The organism is Agarivorans sp. Alg241-V36, from assembly GCF_900537085.1.
Taxonomy (GTDB): Bacteria; Pseudomonadota; Gammaproteobacteria; order Enterobacterales; family Celerinatantimonadaceae; genus Agarivorans.
In genome coordinates this window covers 122020-141439 of sequence record NZ_UNRE01000006.1, presented here as the reverse complement: position 1 = coordinate 141439, position 19420 = coordinate 122020, and the positions used below count along the sequence as shown (strand labels likewise).

15 protein-coding genes are annotated in these 19420 nt (G+C 45.9%); 2 read left to right on the top strand and 13 right to left on the bottom strand.

Annotated features, from left to right (window positions below):
* Window positions 1-2 precede the first annotated feature (2 nt).
* From tssE to tagH, 13 genes are read right to left on the bottom strand one after another with little or no spacing between them, the layout of a single operon-like run.
* Entirely contained in the window at window positions 3-482 is a 480-nt protein-coding gene (tssE, locus tag G6R11_RS14715) for a type VI secretion system baseplate subunit TssE (RefSeq protein WP_163133841.1), read from the bottom strand.
* Window positions 482-1291, bottom strand: a complete 810-nt coding sequence (locus tag G6R11_RS14710) for a type VI secretion system accessory protein TagJ (RefSeq protein WP_163133840.1) — start codon at window positions 1289-1291, stop codon at window positions 482-484. The genes tssE and G6R11_RS14710 overlap by 1 nt, the downstream gene beginning before the upstream one ends.
* A gap of 4 nt (window positions 1292-1295) precedes the next feature.
* Window positions 1296-2852 carry a type VI secretion system contractile sheath large subunit gene (gene tssC, locus G6R11_RS14705; protein ID WP_163133839.1) on the bottom strand — a complete coding sequence of 519 codons (1557 nt, stop codon included), beginning with the start codon at window positions 2850-2852 and terminating at the stop codon, window positions 1296-1298.
* Between the two features lie 34 nt (window positions 2853-2886).
* Window positions 2887-4380, bottom strand: coding sequence for a type VI secretion system contractile sheath large subunit (tssC, locus tag G6R11_RS14700; RefSeq protein ID WP_163133838.1), 1494 nt, complete (start codon window positions 4378-4380; stop codon window positions 2887-2889).
* Complete coding sequence (gene tssB, locus G6R11_RS14695; protein WP_163133837.1) at window positions 4377-4892, bottom strand: type VI secretion system contractile sheath small subunit; 516 nt, start codon at window positions 4890-4892, stop codon at window positions 4377-4379. Before tssB ends, tssC (G6R11_RS14700) begins: the two co-directional genes overlap by 4 nt.
* Before the next feature lie 47 nt (window positions 4893-4939).
* Window positions 4940-6049, bottom strand: a complete 1110-nt coding sequence (gene tssA, locus G6R11_RS14690; RefSeq protein ID WP_163133836.1) for a type VI secretion system protein TssA — start codon at window positions 6047-6049, stop codon at window positions 4940-4942.
* A gap of 4 nt (window positions 6050-6053) precedes the next feature.
* Window positions 6054-6842, bottom strand: coding sequence for a PP2C family serine/threonine-protein phosphatase (locus G6R11_RS14685; protein WP_240352482.1), 789 nt, complete (start codon window positions 6840-6842; stop codon window positions 6054-6056).
* A gap of 29 nt (window positions 6843-6871) precedes the next feature.
* Entirely contained in the window at window positions 6872-7558 is a 687-nt protein-coding gene (gene tagF, locus G6R11_RS14680; RefSeq protein ID WP_163133835.1) for a type VI secretion system-associated protein TagF, read from the bottom strand.
* Window positions 7540-11079, bottom strand: coding sequence for a type VI secretion system membrane subunit TssM (tssM, locus tag G6R11_RS14675; RefSeq protein WP_163133834.1), 3540 nt, complete (start codon window positions 11077-11079; stop codon window positions 7540-7542). The genes tagF and tssM overlap by 19 nt, the downstream gene beginning before the upstream one ends.
* A 21-nt stretch (window positions 11080-11100) precedes the next feature.
* Entirely contained in the window at window positions 11101-12405 is a 1305-nt protein-coding gene (gene tssL, locus G6R11_RS14670; protein WP_163133833.1) for a type VI secretion system protein TssL, long form, read from the bottom strand.
* 24 nt (window positions 12406-12429) lie between these two features.
* On the bottom strand, window positions 12430-13755 hold the full coding sequence (gene tssK / locus G6R11_RS14665; protein ID WP_163133832.1) for a type VI secretion system baseplate subunit TssK: 1326 nt from the start codon (window positions 13753-13755) through the stop codon (window positions 12430-12432).
* A 21-nt stretch (window positions 13756-13776) separates the two neighbouring features.
* The gene (gene tssJ / locus G6R11_RS14660) at window positions 13777-14241 is read right to left on the bottom strand and encodes a type VI secretion system lipoprotein TssJ (protein WP_163133831.1); all 465 of its coding nucleotides are present in this window, start codon (window positions 14239-14241) and stop codon (window positions 13777-13779) included.
* Entirely contained in the window at window positions 14238-15671 is a 1434-nt protein-coding gene (tagH, locus tag G6R11_RS14655; RefSeq protein WP_163133830.1) for a type VI secretion system-associated FHA domain protein TagH, read from the bottom strand. Before tagH ends, tssJ begins: the two co-directional genes overlap by 4 nt.
* A gap of 421 nt (window positions 15672-16092) precedes the next feature.
* Between tagH and G6R11_RS14650 the strand changes: the two genes are divergently transcribed.
* Both G6R11_RS14650 and G6R11_RS14645 read left to right on the top strand, forming a co-directional pair.
* Window positions 16093-18150, top strand: a complete 2058-nt coding sequence (locus G6R11_RS14650; protein WP_163133829.1) for a serine/threonine-protein kinase — start codon at window positions 16093-16095, stop codon at window positions 18148-18150.
* A 344-nt stretch (window positions 18151-18494) separates the two neighbouring features.
* On the top strand, window positions 18495-19121 hold the full coding sequence (locus G6R11_RS14645) for a hypothetical protein (RefSeq protein WP_163133828.1): 627 nt from the start codon (window positions 18495-18497) through the stop codon (window positions 19119-19121).
* Window positions 19122-19420: the final 299 nt, after the last annotated feature.

The window sequence follows — 19420 nt, the reverse complement described above, 5'->3', positions numbered from 1 at the left end:
CTCTACTCAACTATTTTTATGCCAAGGCATACCGGTTCTACTTCTGAATCAAAAGTCATTTCTTCAGGCTCTGGGTCGGCATGGCAAAGTGCATGAATACGCAGGCGCAATACCCTGTCTAATGGCTGCTCGTCACTAACGGTGGTGACCGATAAATCGATAAAACGCGGTTCAAATTTGCGAATGGTTTGTTCAACAATTCTGCACAACATCTCGCGGCCATCTTGGCTACTTAAAGGCATTGAGGAAAAATCGGGCAAACCATAACTAAATAGTGAAAGGTCCAACTCGCTGTACCATTCAGGCCAGGTATGCCAATGCAACTTGGCATTAAGCAAGGCTTCTAAGTCACGGCGAATACTGCGCCGATAGGCTTGTCGGCCGTAGCTTGAATAGATGTCGCTAGTCGCTTCATTGTCATCTAAGTTATTACTTAAACGATCAAGTAGCGACAGCTGCAAGGCGGGTTGAACGCTGCTCATTACTCAGCAACCTCGGTAGTGGTTTCTGCAGAGAAAGACTCTAATTGAGAAACCGCTAGGGCATCGTCATTCACCAACCACATTTTTTGGCCGCGGCCTTGGTAGAACTCACCGCCTAAAATCGCTTGCCAGTCTGTTTCACGCCCAAGTTTTTCAGCATCGGTTTCGCTGTTTAGGTAAGTCATTGGCAAGAATACTTCGCCAGATGGGCCATCTTTAATATCCAGCTCTGCGCGGCGCCAGATATGTTCAAACATGGTGGTCTCAGGCAATAGTTTTAACCATGTAATGTCGGAAAACGGAACAAAGTAGTAAAGGCCGTTAGAGCCAAATACTTCTAAGTAACCGGCTAAGCTGTCGTCTAAATCACGCAGATCCTTACAAGCTTTACCGTTAATTTCCAATTCAGCGGATTCACGCAAACTTTCTAGCTGTTGCGCCGCTTGCTCAAACTCATCTTTATTTTGGTTTAACTGGGCCAAACGTACTTCAACTAAAGGCGCCAAGCTTTGCGAAGCGCCAGTCACTAAGCTTGCGGTATCGCCACCAGCTGCAAAATCGACACGCGATTGCGCCGCATGCACTATTTGGCGCATGTTTAAGGCGCCAGGTACACATTGGGGATGCTGCTTAACTAACAAATCCAGTTGTTGGTCGGCACGCTCCAGTTGGCCGTCGATACATAACAACTCAATAAAGCTGCTGCGGGTATCTAAGTCTTTAGGCATGACTTTAAGGTGAGCAATGGTTTGGGCGATTGCTTCACTTAACTGTCCTTGTTGAATCAACTGCTTAATAGTTTGTTGCATCTGTTTATCCTGCTTTGTTATAGCTTGGAGATAACTCTGTTATCAGGCGTATACTGGAAATCATTTGGTCGAGCTGAAAATGCGGACGCAAATGGATAATGGAGTAATAGTGGCCAGGCTTTCCGGCTTGTTCTTTCACTTGAATCTTGGCTTCGTTGAGCGGGTAGCGCGCGCGTATTTCATCAGAAGCTTCATCAGAGGCAGTGGTGTATTTCATTAACCACGACTGCAAATCTCGCTCAACGATGTCTGCGCTATCAAAAGAGCCCACCCGATCGCGCCCCATTACTTTTAAGTAATGGGCAAAACGAGAAACACACAGCACGTATTGCAGCATTGACGACAAGCGCGCATTTACTGCCACTGATAAACTGTCGTAATGTTGCGGCATATTCACCGAAGCGTTGCTGTACAGCACTAAGTGTTCAGTGTGCGGTACTGTCGACACCGGAATAAATCCACTGTCGGATAACTGCTTTTCTAGTCGGTCGCCAACTTGCAAATTAACCGACGGTTTGGCCGAGCGAACATGTCGAGAAAACTTAAAGCGCGAGCTAGGTAAATCAAATACCAAACCGTGTTTGAACTGGCCTGGCTGCAAACCACGAATTTGGCTAAACCAGCCAGATTCTTTAAAGGCACGCAAGGCAACAGCGGCGACTCCGTATGCGGCATTGCCCCACAAATAATCGCCTTCGGCATCGTTTACTTGCTCAACAAACATGAAGCCTTCTTGGCGGCGGCCATCTTGCTGATAAGGTTCGCGCATTAAAATGTTAGGAGCAGTAATGCCTAAAAAGCGTGAGTCTTCTTGGCTGCGTAACTTACGCCAATTAATGTATTCAGCTTGCGAAAACTGGGCACTAATATCGCTCACCGATGCCAGTTCGCTAAAGAAGTCGACACCAAACATAGACGGGGCAGCACCGGTCACAAAAGGCGCAAACGCTGCGGCAGCCGCATGGCTAATGGCGCGCAAGGCATCTATATCGTTGGTAGGCATTCCCCGCTTGGGTTTATGCGAAACTTGGTAATCGCCGACAATCATGCCGAAGGGTTCGCCGCCCGGCATGCTAAATTCATTGGTATAAATGAGCTTAAATAACTCACTTTGGTCAAACTCGATAGCTCGTGAAACGTCGCGGCACAGCTCACGCCAATTCAGGCTGATTAGCTTCACCTTGGCCACCAAACTGTGGTCTTGGGTGCCAGAGTGTTCAGTAAGGTATTTAACGCCACGCCAACTAGCTTCTAATTGCTGAAAACGCTGATGATGAATAATCGCGTTCACCTGGTCGTTCAAGCGCTCATCAATATCACGAATAGCACGCAGCAAAATCGGCCGAAGCGATTCTGCCGTCCACGCTGAGTCATACTGCTGATTATCGCGCTCTAACCAAATGCGCAGCGCCAAATAGGCATCTTCTGCGGCTAAAAACTTGTCCACCACTTGGCTCTGGGCACACCAATCCACATCAACATGTTGAGCGTCTAACTCAACTTGATGCAGGCTTTGGCTATCCACAAAACTCAGTGGTGGTAAAGTTTGGGTCATGGTCATAGTAATAAAGCGGGCCTTGCGGCCCGCATTTTTGTTATCCGCCGATTTCTGGGATTTTTGCAACTAAACGCAAAGAGGTAGTCAGCTCTTCCATTTGCAACCAAGGACGTAACCACGCAACCGCGTTGTACGAACCAGGAGCACCTGGAATTTCTTTAACTTGCACCTTAGCGTCAGCCAATGGGTATTTTGCACGGATCTCTTGACCGCCGCCCTCAGAGGCATTTACGTAGTTGAGGATCCAACGGTTTAACCAGTTCTCAACGTCTTCGGCTTCCATAAAGCTACCAATTTTGTCGCGAGCCATTACTTTTAGGTAATGAGCAAAGCGTGAAGTAGCCATCATGTAAGGTAGGCGCGAAGAGATAGCGGCGTTAGCCGTGGCATCTGGGTTATCGTATTTCTTTGGCTTCTGACAGGTTTGCGAGCCAAAGAACACCGCGTAATCAGTGTTTTTGTAGTGACAAAGCGGCAAGAAACCTAGCTTGCTAAGTTCTGCTTCGCGACGGTCAGTAATACCAATCTCAGTAGGACACTTAAGATCTGGGTCACCATCGTCAGAAACAAACAGGTGAGAAGGTAAGTTTTCAACTTTACCGCCACCTTCAGCACCGCGAATAGCGGTACAGAAACCGTATTTAGCAAAGGCCTCGGTCATACGAACACCCAATACGTAGGATGCATTCATCCAACAGTATTCGTCGTGCTCGGTGGTTTGAGCCATGCCCGTTTGAGCATCTACTTCAAACTCTTCGTAGTTGAACTCTTCAATTGGCGTAGTCGCTTCACCGTAAGGTAAACGAGCCAATACACGTGGCATTGCCAAAGTAACAAAACGTGAGTCATCACTTTCGCGGAAAGAACGCCATTTAGTGTATTCAAGTGACTCAAATACTTTTTCTAAATCACGTGGCTTGCTTAACTCTGTCCAGTTATCAAAACCAAACAAGGCTGGCGAAGATGCTGATAAGAACGGTGCAAAACCAGCGGCAGCAACGTTAGACATTAAGCTTAGTGACTCGATATCTTCTGGGTGGTTGGTAAACTCGTAGTCACCAACTAGGGCACCGTAAGGTTCGCCACCAGGTGTACCAAATTCTGATTCGTACACCTTCTTGAAGATTTGGCTTTGGTCAAACTCAACCGCTTTGCTTAAGTCTTTGTGTAGCTCTTTTTTGCTCATGCTAAGCACACGGATCTTAAGCGTTTGGCTAGTTTCTGAGTTCATCACCAAATAGTTAAGACCGCGCCAAGAACCTTCCAATTTTTGGAAGCTTTCGTGGTGCATAACTTCAGCTAACTGCTTAGAAATAAGCTCGTCGATGCCGGCAATCGCTTCTCTAAAGGTTACTGTTAAGTTTTTGTTCCAACTAACAGTGCCTTTTAATGCTTCTTCAGTAAGCGTGCGCAATAACTCTTCTGAACGAGAGCTATCGGTTTGCTTAGTCGCGCCAATGGCTTGATCTAAAATTGAGCCTTGTGCTTCTTCTACACTTGGGTCAAGAGTGGTTTGGCTTTCTACGCTCATTCTGAACCCTCCGCACTAGGCTCTTTTTCAAGTTCGCCTTTAAGTTTTTGCAGAGAGTCGGTGTTGTTAAGCACTTCTTCCAGAATGTTTTCTAAGTCTTCTGAGCGGTCAACCTTAGTCATCAAGTCACGTAATTTATTACGCGTATCCATTAGCTTACGTAATGGCTCAACTTGGTTAACAACCGCAGCTGGATCGAAGTCTTTCATTGAGCTGAACTCAAGCGACACTGACATTTGAGAATCATCATCAGCCAACTTGTTATCAACTTTGAATTCTAGTTTAGGATTCATGCGCTTAAGTACATCGTCAAAGTTATCACGGTCAATTTGGATAAAACGACGATCTTTTAGCGGCTTTAAGGCTGCGGTGTTGTCGCCCGCAAAATCGCCCATTACGCCTACTACAAAAGGCAATTCCTTTTTAACTGCAGCCCCTTCAGTTTCTACATCATAAGTGATGTGAACTCGTGGCTTGCGTACCCGAGACAACTTGCCGTGGATACTGTCCATATCAATCTCCTTGTTCTTGATTAACACGCAGAGCGCTAAGCACCACGTTAGTCCTGTGATTCCGATGTAATACCAGTCAATCGGAAATAACCGGTTCGAGCATCGTTGTCAGAAATCAGTTCTTGCAGTAAATCTGGCAAGCTCATTCCACTCCAACGAACCACTTGCTCAATGGCATAGGCCATTGGAGAGTGGGGCTCGGTTTGCTTAAAAAACTCAGCAATGTTGCCAAGTTGTTGGATCGCGTCTGCGCGATTTCTTAGTTGATTACTAGGTCCTTCTGGCGCTGACGTGCCGGACTCTTCATCAAATTCTGTTAGTGTTTCTTCAGTTACCGTTTCAAGCTCAACCGCGCTAAGTTTGTCGGCAGCCAAGTAACGCACCGCCTCCATGCAATCGGTTAAACGCTTAACTATGTGAGAACTAGGTTGCGGCTCACCTACCGCTTCATCCATGGCGGCAGAAAGCTGCAAATAGGCAGTAGAAGCCGCTTCAATGTCTTGCAATAACTCAGTGAAAAATGCCGTACTGGTAGCTTTAACTGTGAGAGTGATGTCTTCTAGCTTTACTGCGCCGGCAGCATGGCGTTGGCCACGTTTAGTTTCTTCTAAACGCTCTACTTCACTGGCTTGCTCAAATTCCCATAGCGAATAAGGCTGCTCTTCGATTAAATCGGTTAATGGCACACAGGCGATTGGCATCAATAAAGTGCCTTCGCCGTCGTAGCCATTTAAGCCAACCAGCGGCGCTACTCGAGTTACTAGCCCGTCTTCATCGGGGCTTGGGTACAAGTACTCCCAATGGTTTTCAATCAGTGTTCGCGCAATATCAAAGCCTTGGCGAAGGCCTTTAAAACCTTTACGACGAACTAAACCTTCGATAAGCCAAGCGGCTAACTCTAGGTCTTTACAATTCTCAACCAGTACTTCGGGTACTTGATTGATGATCGGGTCCCATTCGTTGGCAAAGCTCAGTAAGGGTTCGTTATCTACTAAGGCATTACGCTCTGCCGCGCGTGCAGTATTGCGAACATCTTTAAGGGTGAAATAAGTAGATAGTGGTGAGGCGTCTAAGCGCGGGTCCTCACCGGTAGGTAAGTCCTCAGACACTGGCTGAGCAAGTTTTTCAAAATCTATCTCGGTCAATTCTTGAAACATCTGCTTAGCCTCTTACCGAACTACGACGATTAAAAAACACTGGCACGGTGTCGTCACAATGCTCTTCTTGATTGTCTGCATCGCTTTGACTTACCTTTACCAATACACAACTCACGTTGTCGCTAGCACCTTTTACTAAGGCTGAATGCATCAACGCTAGGCCAATATCCGATACGCTATTAGCCTGCATGCACATGGCTAAGTCGGTGTCGTTAAGCTCTTTGGTTAAACCATCTGAACACAGTAAAAATTGGTCGCCGGGCAATAGCTGACCAGAGTTTTGATCAACCGTAAGTTCATCACTTACGCCAATGGCACGGGTGATAACATTTGATAGTGGGTGGTCTTCTGCTTCTGATTCTGGAATAAGCCCTTGCTCAACCATGTCCATTACTTGGCTGTGATCGCGAGTTTTACGCTGTAAATGATTTTGGCGCATCAAGTAAATACGGCTATCACCCACCCACAAGCAATGATAAAAACCATCGCGAACATGCAGTAAAACAGCGGTACTACCGGCGGTTTTTCCGTCGAGATGTTGCTGCGAAAACTGGATTATCTGCTGATTAGCCTGCAGCAAAGCTTTACGTAAACAATCAATGCTTAGGATAGCTGCGGGGGTTTGTTCAACACATTGTTTAACGCTATCAATTACCATCTGGCTGGCAACATCACCGGCTGCGTGTCCGCCCATGCCGTCGGCGACTACCCATACGCCTTCTTCGCGCAGATCTAGTACCGCATCTTCGTTGTAAGGACGAACCTTGCCAGGATGGGTTTGTGCGAAACTCACAAAAAAACCATTCATTAGTGTTGGACTAGCTACCATCCCCATTGCTCCCATTGACCATCTAACATGGCTGAAAATTGGCTCACTAAGGGCAAGCTTTCGCTCACCAAACTACACTCTGGTACCAACTCAGAACCGTTGGTCCACCAAATGCAGTAACGGTCTAAACGTTTGCGCAATTGCTTATGCAGTAAATGTTCAGCGGTGATGGCTTGCTCGCTTTGTAAAACTAACTGTTCACTCTGCTTTGCATGATTAAGCAAAGGGTTAGCGGTTTTGATTCCGTCTAACCAATCAAGATCTGTCACACTTTCTGCCCAGCGAACCACGTCGGTATCATCATCCAGCAGCTTTAATACTTTTTGCTCAGTGAGCTCGCTCCACTCACGTTGCTGCCATACATCAACCGGTACTTGGTTAATTGGCTTTGCCATGGTGAAGTAAAAATGGCGACCAACTTGGTCAACACTTGGCATCAACGTGCCAGCAATGGCAGATTCACCACATACTCCAGCTGAAAGTGCAAAGTGCCAAATAGGGCTGGTGAGGTAACAATCTAACCAGCGCTCGCCTTGTTGCTCACGGCTCACTGCGATAACCGCTTGCAACCACTCACTCCAGCCAGCCACAAAGTCACTCGGTAAGTGACTTTGGATAAAGTCACCTCGGGCTGGCACTTTGCCAAAATAACCAAAACCGTTTACAGGGTTACTGGACATGAGAACCTCGCTAAATCTCTAGACCAGAATGGGTGCATCGCTGTGGTTGGAATTAACTCCAACTGCACTTTGTTACCCTTAAATTCAATATCCAGCACATTGTCTTTACGTGAGTCAGGGCGCTGTTTGGCTAAGCCATCTAACATGCGGAACAAGCCCCAATGACCAGGGTAGGTCTCAGAGATTGAGTGACCAGACTTAGGCGGTACAAAGGCTAAACGGGTACTGCGACTAGAATCAGTTGGCCAGATAAAGTGAGAAGTTCGCTGCGGGCCATGGCGATAAACCAGTTCTTGCTCACCCAACTCCACGCGGAAGTTATTAATATGCCCATCGAGGTATAGCGGCTTAAGACCAAACTCTACCCGTGGCGTTTGCGAACCAGGCTCAAAAAATACATCACGAATACGACGAGCTTGCTGGAATACTTTTAGCGAGCCTGGGTCAATACCCACCGAGCGCTCTAACTTCCAATTGCGTTTACTCGTATCTACCGATGACTTGAGGTAACGCTCAAAGAAGGTATCCATGGTGCCACCGTAGCCAAAGAAACGGCCGAAATCTTTTAGCCGCACTTCGTCTGAGGCCTTGCTATCAAAGGGATATTTACCGCGAATTGCGGCGCGGTATTCTTTGTAAACACTGTCTTTCCAAATCGCATTAACATGCACTTGCGCACCGCGTTTAGCCAAAGATGAGGTTTGACCTGATAGCTCACCCATCATGGTTGAAAACGGCGCAGGTAAATCTTTGCGCGAGCGGCGCAAAGCGCTAGTCACGGCTGATTGGCTGTTATCATCCATCAAGCTGGTGTAAGCACGCTTATTGTTAGACTCAGACAAAAGCTCTAGGTAATCGCGTAGCTGTAGTAGCGATACATGCATGCCTTCTAGATCGGCTTCGCTAATGTTCAATAGATCTTCAAACTCAGCTTCTACCTCTGCGCCCGGCAGCGCTAGCTTGGCCTTAGACATATCGTTAGGTAAGAAACGGTTGATTCGAGCTTTCTGATTTTTCAGTGCAACATCGGCAACGTTTCCAGCTACTTCACCAGCCATCTTGGTGTTGTCGCTCATTGCCACTTCGGTTAAGCGAAGTTCTTTTTGTACCGCTAAAATAAAGCTTTGTAGAGGACGCTCTGAACTGGTGAGGTTTTTGGCCAGTACCGCTCCATCAGCAGCTGATGCATAAGGGCGTAGTTGAACATCTGCTAGCAATTGTTCCCATTCAAAGATGTAGTCACGGAAGTAACGTTCACTTACCGCTTTCACTACTTCGTCTCGGGTCGCTTCATCAATTGATAAGCTATCGCCGTATACCCAACTGTCTTCCATTAGTCGCTTAACTATGCGGTTATTCTCGATGCGGAACAAACCATGGAAGCCGCTATAGGTATAAAGACCTGGGATGCCCTCATGCAGTGGCTCGCCACTGTTGCGCATGAATACTTGGCGGCCTTGGCGACCAAATACATCGCTCAATCTAAAGTCAGCAACATGGCTAGACAAAAATTCAATGCGCAAACGTTGATAAGCTCGCTCAGCTAAAGGCATGCGGGTTAACACGCTGCGCGCTTGGGCAATGGCATTGTCATTAACCGGTATAAGGTTAATCCCTTCGGTAAACAGGTTACGGGTGTGTGCCATTAAGTCTTGGCGTAAACCTTGGTTGATTTCACCCGGCAGGCGGCGCTCGTAGAAAATCTCAAACCAGCTATAAATCTGCTCGATTTCACGGTGCTCAGCATCGTAAATCATCAAGTAGGTTTTAAGGGTTTCATACAAGTACTCTAGGTACTCTTCGTTCTCAGCCAACTCATGGGTAAGGGCTTCAGTTAAGTAAGTAGCAAAGAAACCTTGTAGCGCACGCTGATAAGCCATTTGCGCCGGTTGGCCAATCTTTTCGCCTTGATAAAGCCCCATGCGATGAACATCTTCGTCCACTAACTGTTGACTGAAACCAGCCGGCAAATCGCGCAGAGCATTAAGCGCCTGTACTAAGGTAATTACATCGGTATCGGTGGATAAACCTGGCTTAACAATGGCTTTATATTGATCAACAGCTGCTTCGCTGGTATCAACCAATTGTTTGTTCCAACTGTAGCTGTTGTACCAAAGTAAGCTACAAGTAAGCAGACTCACTACACAGCCACCAGCGACTATACGGCGGGTCCACATTGAGTGTTTCTGGTGGTGACGATTCACCGAACCCACAAACTTCTCTGGGAAAATAACGTCTTCGAGCAAACGTTTAATGAAGTAGCCTTTGGTTTCTCCACCTTGCTGTTTAAGTGGCACTTGGCCCAAGCCTAAACCGTTGGAGGTTTCAGCCATTACTCGGTCAATCGGTTTGCCTTCTTGAGTGGCACTAGCAATGTATAAACCACGCAACATTGGTGCTTCTTCAAATGCATTTGGCGAGAAAATTTCCTTTAAGAAATCATCAATGCTCGATTGCAGTAAGTGCATTTGTTTCGGAAATTCGTACATCAAGGTGCGCTTATCAATATCGCGCTCCTGCTGTAAGCGAATGTTTAAGCGAGTTTGAATACGCTTCAGCAAACCATGGAATTCACGATTGAATAAACCCACCACACCAGTGTCGGCATTTTCAGCGGTTAGTGGGAAAGTGATACCCCAAATTTGCTCACGTTCGTTAGCATTTAAATCGGCAAAAAACTCACTAAAACCAGCGATTAAGTCTGCCTTGGTCAGCACTACATAAACCGGAAATTGCATCCCAAGTTGGTTTTTAAGCTCTTGAATACGTTGCTTAATAGCACGAGCATGTAGGTTGCGTTCGGTGCGAGTTTGCTGAATAAGGCTCGCCAAACTTACGGTAACAATGGCGCCGTTAATTGGGCGTTTGGTACGGTATTTTTTAAGTAGTCCTAAAAAGCCTAACCATGCGCGAGAATCTTTCGCACTGTTACTATCTTGAGTGGTATAACGGCCGGCTGTATCAATCAGTACTGCTTTGTTAGTAAACCACCAATCACAATGACGAGTTCCGCCAACACCGGCTAAGGGATCGTCACCCAATTTGTCTTTAAGCGGAAACTCTAAACCAGAGTTTTGCAGCGCGGTTGTTTTACCGGTACCTGGAGGGCCGATCATGATGTACCAAGGTAACTGATAAACCCCTTGGCCTTTGGCTAAGCTCGAATTTTTTAACACATCCAGAGCAGTAACTACTCGCTCACGCAAAGTTTCTACTTCTCGGCGGCTTTCTTCATCATCGCCGTGTTCATCTTGACCATCTAATAATGATTGCACGGCTTCTTGGTTTTGCTTGGTGCTACGAACGTGCTGCCAAAACTGATAAATAATGCAAACCAGTGCCAAAGTAATAATGGTAAACCAGCGAGCACTTGCGCTGCCTAAAGGCTCGGCGCCAGCAATTGCGATTAAGGGGCCGCCAAACCAAATTAGAAAAGCCAGTGCTAAAAATCCCAGCAAGGTAATTGCCCATTTAGATTTAAGCATTTGCACTAAGCGTTGAAAAAACAAACTGTTAAACATTTCTCAATCCTTTAAGTTTGCTTAATAAAGCAAATCAATCTCTACTCGACGGTTCAACGCACGTTCTGATTCGGTGTTGTTACTTGCTCGAGGATCTGAATCTCCTCGACCTTCTGGCCATAAGCGTCCTTGCAGCAAGGTGCCTATCGACATACTGTTGGCAACGGCAGTAGCACGCGCCAAAGAAAGGTGCCAGTTGGACGGATAACGGCTAGTGAAAATAGGCTGGTTGTCGGTGTGTCCGGTAATTAATACTCGGCCAGTGGTAGACTCAAGCGCCCGTGATAATTTTTGCAGTACCGGTACTACTGAAGACTTCACTTCGGCGCTGCCTGGGCTAAACAATTCGCTAGAGTTAATGGTGATACGGATGCGATCGCTAAGCGGCGCTATCTCTAGTAACTCTCGGTCCACTTCAGTTTGCAGGCGCTGCTGTAACATCAATACTTGTTGTTCATCAACTTCAGCTGTATTGGTGGTAGTGCTTTCCCAGCGGGCTAAGGCGTTAATTTGATTAAACACTTGGTCTGAATAGCTATTTATGAAATAGCTACACGCCATATAAATTGATAACAGTAGAACCCCAAATATGGCTGCGATAACCCACAGAGGTAAGCCGCCATTGGCCTCACTGCCAATGCTAGCGCTGGCTTGGCTTTTTGGTGAAAGCTCAATCTCTGCTTCACCATGAATAGCTTGCAAGCGTTCAAACGCTTGCTGGCGATACTCTTCAAGTTTGTCTTGGCCACGTTCTTCAACGCGCATTTTGCCAACAAAGCCCAAAGACAAACACAGGTACTGTAATTCGAGTAATTGAGGCTTAGCATGAGGCGCGGCTAGGTTTTCATCTAGCAAGGTGAAGAAGTGTTCGCCTCCCCAAGTTTGCGAGTGAAAGGTAGATAGTAAACTGTCGCTGGCCCAAACAGATTGCCCGCCCCAGTTGGTGTTCAATACCGTTTCATCAATGAAACAACATACGCAGTAGCGCGATGCTTCAATGATTTCGGCACTCACTTGCTGATGGCGTAAGTTAGCCTCGTAATCACGAATTTTGTCGATGCATACTTGACGTAACGAAGCGATATCACCGTGTTTTACGGTGCAACGAATTTGCCCCACCATCGATAACAGCGCACTGGCTTCATCGATAAGAGGATTGTCGCCAAACTTTGGCAATTGCACGCCACGCTCTTTGTTTTTAGAGGGCGTAATCACCACGGTGCACTCTGCCTCTGCTGCAGATGCTGCAATTTTACCTAAGTCGCTTACCGGCTTGTTGCCGCCGCGACTCCCTGGTCGAGGCTTCATGACTGTCGCTTCTGACATCTTATTTCATCCTTGGAACATTGATTACTGGCTAATCGCCCAAATTTGCATTTCAAGCTCGGGATAGTTACCCGACAGGTGGATGGCTACGCCGCCACTAGCGCTAAGTCGCGACCAGTAATCGTTGCTTTTATCCAATTTGAAATAGTGATAGCCGGCGTGATAAGGAATTTGTCGCGGCGCCACCGGCAAGCCAATAGCCGAAATCCCTGGTAGCTGGTTGTTCACTAGGTCTCGAATGTGCTCAACCGGGCCAATTTTCACCTGAGCAGGGAAACGCTTACGCAGTTCGTCGGGGCTAATGTTGGCGTTTACCGCTAACACAAATTCGGCGCGCTCTAATAAGCCTTTATCTTGTACTTGAGCAATGCGAATGCCGTAGTTGGTTTCATCTAAAGCAATTTGCACAGCCGTTTGCTCCAGCACCATGCTCATAAACTGATTAAGCACCACCATCACATCGCCAAATACACGAGTAAGTTCATCATGCTGATAAGCCGGAAGCTGAGGAGCCCGCTTATCTTTACTTGAGAAGGTTGCTAACTCGCCCGCTAAACTGGCTAATTCTTGAAACAAACGCTCTGGGTGTAGGCCATTGGTCGCCAAAACATGAGCAATCAAGGCATCGTAGCGATTGAGTAATTGCAGCATTAAAAAGTCGGCAATAGAGCTGGCGCTGCCTTGGCCTGCACCAATGCGTGCCGCTAAGGCTTCAGCGCGTTGACGCAACATGCCATGTACTTCGGCTAGCTGCTGCTTAAGCACGCTATTAGCCTGCGCATTTAAACTGGCGGGAATGAACTTTTCATCAAGGCTAACTTGGCCTTCATCAGACACTTCTATCACCTTAGCAATGGCTAAGGTGTCGTAGCCAGATAGGTTGTCGCTTTCCAGCTTAAGTTCAAAACCTGCTTGTGCTAGCTGCAATACTTCTACTGCGTCGTTACCAATATTGGTATCCACTACTTCATGATCAACAAAGCGGTAGCGTGTTACGCTGCGTCCCTGAGCTGATACATTCAAGCCATTGGATTTCTCGGTTGGCAAAGCCAAATACACTAACTGATCGCGAATGCTGCTATCTAAGGACAGCGGCTCTGGCAACGGGTCGCGAGTGGGGCTAACCATCGTCGCACCATCTTGCAAACAAGCACTAATATTGCTTAAACCAAACTTAGCATTGCTTAACAAGGCACGGTCTACACTAAGCTCAGTGACTCCCCAGTAGTAGCAGGATTGCTGCAACAAGTTTTGCTGGAGCTGAAAATTTAAGCTGCGTTCTTGCTGCTGAAAGTGTTGAGGACGCAAAAACATCCCCTCGCTCCACGCGACACGACAAAAGTCACTCATGTTTAATCCCGAAAATACTGCTTATGGATTGCCAACAAATACAGCGAGTTCACCTACGTGAACATCAAAGGTTTTGTAAGTGGTAGGGTCGACAGTGACCACTTCACGCCAGCTGGCGGTGTCAATGTCTCGGTAGGCAACAAGCACCCCGGCATAACGAACGCCAGGTGATAAAGACAGCTTGTATTCAAACTGGCTACCGGGTTCAAATTCAAACTCGGTGCGGTTAATTAAATCCGGGCCAAGCACCTGCGATGCATCGTCATACAAGGCGAAAAAGTCCTGGCTATCAAACAAGGTGCGAGAAGATAGCTCAAACACCTTCACTACCACTGGCGAGGCGCGGCCTGTGATATCTGGGTTAACATTATTGGCCACATGAAATTGCAGCTTTGAATATGGTTCTACTACGTAGTTGGCTACAGTACAGCCCAACATTGACATACTCAGCAGCACACTAAGTACTAATTTCCCTACTTTGCTCATCGTTGTCCCTTTTGCTCTATGCTTTTTAAGGTTGATTCATAAGCCTTAGCAAAGTCTTCCATGTAGAAGGCATTGCTGTTTTGGCCAAACTCATTTTCCAAATCACTGTAGATCGAACAGTAACGGTTCCAGCTTTTGTGCTTTTCAATTGCCGAATACACCTTGGCAATTCCTTTAGCGTTCTGATCTTTGGACTCTATCGATTTAGGGTCGAGCAGCTGCATAACGCCTGCAACGGCTCCTTCAACCCCAGACAACAGCGCATATTCATGACGCTCTAAATCGATAAACGCTTCTTTAACGGCTCGCTCTGGCGGCAAAAACCCAGCCGTTTTGCGTTGTAATAAGTTATGAATGGCATCTTCGGCATTAGTAGAAAACTTAAGCGGGTTGTTTTCATTCCTTCTAAAAGTCGTTTGGTTGATTCGACTGTTCTCTTTAAAGGCTGCTCGGTTGTGCAAGGTATTCATGATGCCATCGAGAGAGTCGCGAGTTATCACGCCTAGCTGATGCCACCACCGTACTGGGTTCTCCTGAGAAACTAGCTCGGGAGATATGCCCATACCTTCTAAAAATGCAGCGAGATGAGCTTGCTCATCGGCGCTTGAATATTGTGTTTGGGCGGCTACTGGGGTAGCCGGTGTAGCTGCAGGCGCTGGTGCTCGAGGAGCTGGAGCTGCAAAAGGATCGTTGGCCTTTGGCATCGCTGGCGCAGCCGTCGGCTCTGCAGTAATAATAGGCTCGGCTACTGCTGTTTGAGTAGCGCTAGCAACAACAGCACTTGGTGCAGAGGAAGCCTGCGGAGCAGGAGCAGTGGCTTGTTGAGGGGCGGAACTTGAAAACAAAGCATTCCAATCTTCTGGAATATTTGATTGCTCATCATTCATCGATTGCGGTAAGGCAAATGCATCATCAAGATTGGCGTTTAGCTTAGCGTCTAAGCTGCTAGTTGCCATTGGCTCGGGCTCAGCTAAAACGCCAAAGTCTTCTTCAAGCTTAGGGGCTGCGGCTGGTGTAGAAGCAGGAGCTGGCACATGAGTAGGCGGTGCAACAGCAGCGGTATTGGCAGTGGCTAGAGCTGACTCAGTAATTGCTTGAGAGGATATTGCCACCTCAATTTCGTAGTCGCCAATGGCTAAGGTATCGCCATCATTGAGCTGGTAAGGTTGATCTTTTGCCAATGCCTCAACCGAACGATTAACAAATACGCCGTTAGTCGAGGTATCGTATAACCAAAACTGCCCGTTGTTTGACTCAATACGTGCGTGGCGGCTAGAGATAACTCTTTCCGGATCAAGCAAACACCAAGAGCACTGGCTTGCCCTACCAATGGTAATAACTGATTCCCCTGACGTTGTGGAGAGCATCTTCTTCTCTTCCACACCAGAGGTAAATCTGTGATAACTAATCACAGATAAACACAAATTCATAATCTTCCGTCCCTTAGAAGTCTTTTTATTTTGAGAAGAACCCATTCCCTCAAAAATACTAATGATTTAGATATCATCAGAAAAAGAGCCGTTATTATTACACTTAATAAATAAACCAATCAATAGACAAAATAATATTTTAAGCAATAAAATTTTGTCGACTAGCTTTGTATTTTGATATTTTTATTGTTAGCATCCAAGCCTTTGTTTTAGCTGGTTTGAGTGTCGGACTTCTTTACACTGGACAAAATTTGAACAAATTTAAATGTCATATTAAATAACTTGATAATGGCAAAATATATTTGTAAATAAATTTATTAAATAGCAAAAAAAAGTTATAAACAAACGGTAAAAACCAAATAATATATTTGTCATGCATTATTAAATTAATGTCCATGGCTAGCGAATTAGGGTAGTACTCATGGATGATGCAAACAAAGATCAGGCTGCTTCGCCAAAGACTAAGGCTGAGAAAAAAGCTGCAAGCTCAACGGCTACAGATAAAACCGTTGTAAACAACACTGAAACACCAAGCAGCAAAAAAACCAATGCGCGCTCCAACAAAGAGCAGGTGATCAATCGGGTAATTAAAAAGCGCTACCAAATAGAAGACCTAGTGGGTCATGGTGGTATGTGTGACGTTTACCGAGCCAAAGATTTACTGCTAGAGGCAGCCGGTGATAGCCAGCCTTATGTGGCAATTAAATTACTGCAAAAAGAGTTTCATGATCAGCCAGATGCTGCCCGGATTCTGATTAGAGAGGCACGCAAAACTCAGCGCTTAAGTCACCCCAATATTATTCGAGTGCATGATTTTGGGGTCGACCAAGAAGATTACTACCTGGTTATGGAGTGGCTCGATGGGCAAACCCTAGACGAAGTGATTAAGAGTCATCGTCCAAATGGCCTCCCTTTCAAAAGCAGCTTAGCATTACTCACTCAGTTAACTTCTGCACTTCGCTATGCCCATCAAAATGGCGTAGTACATGCCGATTTAAAGCCTGGCAACATCATGTTGTCTCGCGATGGCACCATTAAGATTTTTGACTTTGGTGTATCTCGCGCACTTAATCTTAATGCCGACCAGTATGCTGCCGACAAACCAGAAGAAACCTCGCCAGTCAGTGGCTTTACTCCTACCTATGCCTCGCCTGAGCTATTGGACGGCGCCGCACCTAGCATTGCCGACGACGTATTTGCTTTTAGCTGTATTGCCTACGAGTTACTGTCGAGTAAACATCCTTTTAACCGTAAAACGGCTAATCAAGCAGCTAAAGAAAACATTACGCCTAGCAAACCTAAACACGCACCGTTGCTGCGTTGGGGTAAGCTTAAGCGCGGTCTAAATATCGATATTAAACAACGCGTTACCGATTTAGATCAAATAGAAAAAAGCTTAACTCAAAGCTTTATCAAGCCCAGTTTAAGTGTAATTGCCATAGTTGGCGTTGCCGGCGCACTAAGTTACGGCTTCCAGCAACTTGATGGTCAGCTAAAACATAACCAACAAGAGCTAAGCCGTTTGCAGCGAGAGAACTCTGCCAACCAAGATTTAGTAAGCTTAAGCCCGCAACAGTTTTTGCCCATGTTAAGTACTATTCCGGCAAAACAGCATGTGCCAAAACAAGCCTTGTTAAGAGACAAACAGCGTTTAGTGATCGATTTTTATGAAAAACAAATCGACGACTTACTGAACAATCGCCAAAACGCCTATCCAGATTATTACGCTATTCAATCTTTACTGCAGGAAGTAAACCGCATTTACCCAGATTCATACAGCCTGGCCTTAATTGCTGAAGACGTTAACCAAGGGTGGATGGGCACGGTTGAAGCACTGGTTCAGCGACTCGACTTACACTTAGAGCAGGGTCGTTATCAGCACAGTGAAGATGGCGATGATGTTTACACCATCTACCAAGATTTGCTGCAAGTAAGAACCGATTATCAATTTGTTCCGAATGAAAAATCTGAACAAGTATTTACCCAGCTATTTGATAAAGCAGCCGACCAACTTGATGTGGTTGCCTTAGCGCAAATGATTGAAACAGGCGAAACCTTCTTTGCCAATAGTGAGCAACAACAAGGGCGGATCGCTCGCGCACTAGAGCTTAAAACTGCGATTGCTGCCATGGCTAACTACAAGCAAGCGATTGCCGATGAGCAAGAAGCAGAGTTTCCCTATCAAGCAGCTGAAGTGTTTTACCAAAACCACTTTAGTCAATTGCAAGAGCGCATCAACGGCCTTACTCGGGTGAAAACCCTAGATAAAATGGCTAAAGAAGTGGACAGCATGGCTAAAGACTTGCCGGACGATTTTTCTCACTTAGTAGAAACCCGTCAGACAATGGCAAACAAATACCTTCGCTTCTCTGATTACTTGCTGAAAAAACGCCGCACCAAAGAAGCTGGTGCAGTAATGAAAAAAGCCCAAGACCTGATGACGAAGGTGCAGGATGCTCGAGTAGCAGACAATGCCTAGCTAGGTTTGTAGGTAATAGTTCATCATAACAAGGCCGAGTAATCGGCCTTTTTCATTCCGCTTAACCAGTATCAATACTCCTCCAGCTCTAAATAAACGCTTAGCCAAGTTGCATTGATACTTAGCTGGGAAAAGGCCAGCTAAGTATCAAAATCATCGCCATTTAGTCGCTTTTAACACTATGACTCGCTAAGAGTTCCTCCTGAAAAGAACAGATATTCAAATCTTGCAACCTGTATGAAAGGTGTTCAAAAACGCGAGAATGCTCACAGCACACAGTCGTTAAATTATATAATAATACAATTAATCTGGAGAGACGTTATTCGTAATTAAAGGGACTTCCTATGCACATTCAAAAAAACCTAGCTTTAAGTGCCACCATGTTCACCGCCTGTTTAGCATTTTCTGCTCATGCTTACGTTCAAGATCATCAATTAACAGAGTACCGTGCAGACAAAGGAAAAAGTGCTGTTTGGTTGTCTCATGAAGATTCTAGCGGCGGCTTAGGCGATGTGGGTAGTTCTAAAGATAGTGCTTTTGGCGAAGTAGGCTCTTCACGCTTTCGCTTTAAACGAGATGTTTCAAATCACGATTTCAATTCTAAACCGGGTTTAAGCCAAGTAGTTAGTGGTTTACCTGCCAATACCGACATGAGCTACTCGCTTTACTACTGTGATAAAAAAGGCGCTAATTCTCCAACCCAATTACACTTTGGCGTTCGCGAAGTGATCACCAATGCGCCATTGGCAGGTACAGTGCTGGCAGATACCAAAGTTCACGTAAAAGACTTGGCTCAAGCTCCTCAAGGTGAAAACAAAAAGTGCTTTAAACAAGTGTCTATTGATTTTAATACTGGCAACAATACCCAAGTAGAAATCTTTAGTTTGTTAGAAGTTAACACTAGCCAAGAGCTCAGCTTAGATAAAGAACTTGAAGTTCGAGTTGATGAATTTGCGATAGAGAAAAAATAACCTCACTTTTGCTAAACATGGTGGCCGTTGGCTATCGCTTAGAGCCGCCATGCAGAGCCACCACTTTCCCAACAAAGCTAACAAAGGTCATATTTACAACTTTTTATCCCAAAAATGAAACCGGTTACAAACGTTTTTTCACATCACCTTATGTTTTTGCCATTTAAAAACCCTCGTTTGCAAGATCTCGCTCACAGGCCATTAACAATCACACCGATCTATATCACATACAGTTAACCTTAACTGGTGATTTTGCGACCACCACTAGAAAATTATATAGATACAAAAATCTAGAATTA

Coding starts and splice junctions, on each gene's coding strand:
- tssB (WP_163133837.1), bottom strand. CDS start 4,892: ATGGACAGTATCCACGGCAAGTTGTCTCGGGTACGCAAGCCACGAGTT.
- tagH (WP_163133830.1), bottom strand. CDS start 15,671: ATGAATTTGTGTTTATCTGTGATTAGTTATCACAGATTTACCTCTGGT.
- G6R11_RS14650 (WP_163133829.1), top strand. CDS start 16,093: ATGGATGATGCAAACAAAGATCAGGCTGCTTCGCCAAAGACTAAGGCT.
- G6R11_RS14645 (WP_163133828.1), top strand. CDS start 18,495: ATGCACATTCAAAAAAACCTAGCTTTAAGTGCCACCATGTTCACCGCC.
- tssC (WP_163133838.1), bottom strand. CDS start 4,380: ATGAGCGTAGAAAGCCAAACCACTCTTGACCCAAGTGTAGAAGAAGCA.
- tssL (WP_163133833.1), bottom strand. CDS start 12,405: ATGTCAGAAGCGACAGTCATGAAGCCTCGACCAGGGAGTCGCGGCGGC.
- tssE (WP_163133841.1), bottom strand. CDS start 482: ATGAGCAGCGTTCAACCCGCCTTGCAGCTGTCGCTACTTGATCGTTTA.
- tssC (WP_163133839.1), bottom strand. CDS start 2,852: ATGACCATGACCCAAACTTTACCACCACTGAGTTTTGTGGATAGCCAA.
- tagF (WP_163133835.1), bottom strand. CDS start 7,558: ATGTCCAGTAACCCTGTAAACGGTTTTGGTTATTTTGGCAAAGTGCCA.
- tssA (WP_163133836.1), bottom strand. CDS start 6,049: ATGTTTCAAGAATTGACCGAGATAGATTTTGAAAAACTTGCTCAGCCA.
- tssM (WP_163133834.1), bottom strand. CDS start 11,079: ATGTTTAACAGTTTGTTTTTTCAACGCTTAGTGCAAATGCTTAAATCT.
- tssJ (WP_163133831.1), bottom strand. CDS start 14,241: ATGAGCAAAGTAGGGAAATTAGTACTTAGTGTGCTGCTGAGTATGTCA.
- G6R11_RS14710 (WP_163133840.1), bottom strand. CDS start 1,291: ATGCAACAAACTATTAAGCAGTTGATTCAACAAGGACAGTTAAGTGAA.
- tssK (WP_163133832.1), bottom strand. CDS start 13,755: ATGAGTGACTTTTGTCGTGTCGCGTGGAGCGAGGGGATGTTTTTGCGT.